The sequence below is a fragment of the Methylobacterium sp. ME121 genome, assembly GCF_000974725.1.
Lineage (GTDB): Bacteria > Pseudomonadota > Alphaproteobacteria > Rhizobiales > Beijerinckiaceae > Methylobacterium > Methylobacterium radiotolerans.
Genome location: NZ_BBUX01000154.1, coordinates 1 through 2,540 on the forward strand (window position 1 = coordinate 1; position 2,540 = coordinate 2,540).

Genomic DNA, 2,540 nt, shown 5'->3' on the forward strand with positions numbered 1-2,540 from the left:
GATCGGAGCGCTCGAGGATCCCCTGCCCTATCGGCCCGCGGCGCTCGGTCATCGGCGCGTCGATCAGCCGGATCCGATACGCGCCCTTGTCGATGCTGCCCCCACCTCGATCCCCCGGAAGCGCCGCGTCCCGACCGGGGACGCGACGGTGCCGACGGACCGGACGGAAGCGGGATCGGCCGTCGCCCGCGCGTCGCCGTCGCCGCGGAAGCGCGGCAGCGCGAGGGCCTGCCGCTCGGCGTCGGCCGCGCAGGGCGGCGCGGGCGCCGCGACGGCGGCGGTCGGGCCCGTCGCGGCGATCAGCGTCAGCGCCCGCAGGATCCGCCTCATCGGCACGTGATCCCGTATTCGTGGACCTCGGGCAGAGCGCCCTCGCCCGTCGTCGTCACCGAGAGCGTGCCGGCGGCCCCGGCATACCGGAAGCTGCAATAGGCGAGGCCGGTCCCGGAACAGCCGTCGACCTCGATCACGCCGCGCCGGGCGAGATCCCGCTCCCGCGCATCGTCGCTCGGCGCGCCCCTCACCGGCGTCCAGCCCGCGGCGATCAGCGCCGTCCGGGCCTCGTCGATCGGCCGGCCGCGGATGGCGGGGATCGACCCGCGGCCGCCGCAGACGGATTCGACCTTGGCCGGCGGCTCCAGCGACAGGGTGCCGTCCGCGCGCAGCGTCAGGTCGCCCACCGGGGCGGGCGGCAGCTCGCCGTCCCAGAGGCGCACGCCGCCGGCTCGCGCCGCGATGCGGCCGACCGCGCCGGTCCGGCCGGCACCGTACACGAGGGCGACGAGGCGCGCCCCGTCGAAGAGGCCGACATTGCCGTCCGCGACGAAGCAGGTGCCGCTCGGCCCCTGCTGCAGGTCGCTGGCGAAGCTGACGGCCCGGTAGCGGCCCAGCGCCGCCTCGCCGAGGACGAACCAGTCCCGGGCGGCCACGGCTCGCGCCGCCTCGGACTGCGCCGGCGCGACCTCGCCCGGGCAGCCGGCCCGGCGGCCCGCCCCGCCCGGGGCCCGCGGCAGCTCGGCGAGGGGCACGACGCGCAGGCCCTTCACGGCGGAGGCGACCCGCGGCGCCGGCGGCCCGTCCTGCGCGGCGGCCGGTCCGGCGAGCATCAGGCCGAGCGTCAGCGCCGCGACCCGGACGCCACGCCTGCGGGACGGCCCAGAGGCTGGATCAGGGACAGGATCAGGGACGGGAGCGGGGGCCGGATCGGGCGCGGGGGCGTGCGGTCTCATCGTCACCGGCTGCTCGGGGTGCCCGCAGGCGCGGGCGGGCTCGACCCCGGTCTCGTCCGGGCCGCCGGAACCGGGTCGGGCGGCGGGTAGGCGGGGTCGGTCAGGCAGGTCGAGAGCCAGGTCTCGGCCTCGGCGTCCGGGGCCAGTTCGACGTCGAGCACGGCCCGGGGGCCGGCGGGTGGTGCCGCCGCGCCGGCGGCGGCCGGGGCGGCGGGCCGCGTCCAGCGGCCGGCGGGGTTGCCGGGACCCGGGCACTCCGCGTCGTCGCTCCCGCCGATCGTGCAGGTCGCGACCGTGCGCGCGGCGCCGTCGACGACTCGCGCGACCGTGCGCGTCTCGGTGGTGTGGCCGCTCGCCCAGTCGTCGGACAGCGTGCAGACCCGGTCGCCGTTCTGGTAGCGTCGGCTGCCGAAGCAGCCGTAGACCCGGTCCTGCCCGACGGGCAGGAAGTCGCACGCCGCGTCGAACCCCGCGAAGGGGCCGCCGGTGAACCGCGCCGCGAAGGCCCGCTGCCGCAGCGCCGCCGCGATCCAGTGCGGCCGGGCCGGATCGCTCGTCGAGCGGCCGGACAGGTCCCTGGTCCGTGCCCGGATCGCCGCCAGCACGACGGCGCGCGCGTCGGCCGGGTCGGACGGAGCGCCGGCCGCGTCCAGGTCGCCGAGCCGCGTGTCCCGGGCCGCCACCCAGCGCTTCTGGCTGGCGACCAGCATCGCGCGGATCTCGGCGTCGTCCGTGCCGCGCAGCAGTCCGGCATAGGCCGAACCCAGGGCGGCGTCGGCCTTCCGGAGCGCCGCGTCGGCGCAGATCATGCGCTCGAGCGGGCTGGCCGCCTTGCGGCAGTCGATCGCCCGGGCCGGAGACGGCGCCAGGAGGGACGCGGCCACGGCGGCCGCCAGGAGGCGCGTCACGGCCGGCCCCGCACTGAACTGTGCATCTGAACCTCGCATCTGGACCTCGCATCTGGACCTCGCATCCGGGCCGCGTGCCCGGGCAGCCAAGCGGAGCCGCGCCGCTCCCCGACAGGCCACGAGGGATCCGGCTCGCCCGATCCGGCATCGTCGCGCGCCCGGAGCCGGTCGCCATCCGGGCCCGGCTGCGCCGCGGCCGCCCGCCGCGTCGACGGGGTGGCCGGATAGGCGGACTTGGTCCGCATCGATCCCGTTTGGGTCGGCCCTCACATCGTTCTGCCGTGGCCTTGCGGACCTGCGCGGCCGGGTCCCGGTCGGGCGTCGGTCCGTACGGGTGCGGGAGGCCCGCCCGCGCCGGCCCCGCAGGGTCTCAGAGCTGCGGCGCGGCCGGTGGCCGGGGGCG

3 protein-coding genes are annotated in these 2,540 nt (G+C 78.4%); all 3 read right to left on the reverse strand.

The features are described from left to right. Window positions 1-63 precede the first annotated feature (63 nt). The gene (locus tag ME121_RS34835; protein WP_089231876.1) at window positions 64-330 is read right to left on the reverse strand and encodes a hypothetical protein; all 267 of its coding nucleotides are present in this window, start codon (window positions 328-330) and stop codon (window positions 64-66) included. Beyond that, window positions 327-1,106, reverse strand: a complete 780-nt coding sequence (locus ME121_RS32595; protein WP_059410325.1) for a hypothetical protein — start codon at window positions 1,104-1,106, stop codon at window positions 327-329. Before ME121_RS32595 ends, ME121_RS34835 begins: the two co-directional genes overlap by 4 nt. Before the next feature lie 125 nt (window positions 1,107-1,231). Beyond that, window positions 1,232-2,137: a lysozyme inhibitor LprI family protein gene (locus ME121_RS32600; protein WP_245337876.1), complete on the reverse strand. Its 906-nt coding sequence runs from the start codon at window positions 2,135-2,137 to the stop codon at window positions 1,232-1,234. Window positions 2,138-2,540 lie beyond the last annotated feature (403 nt).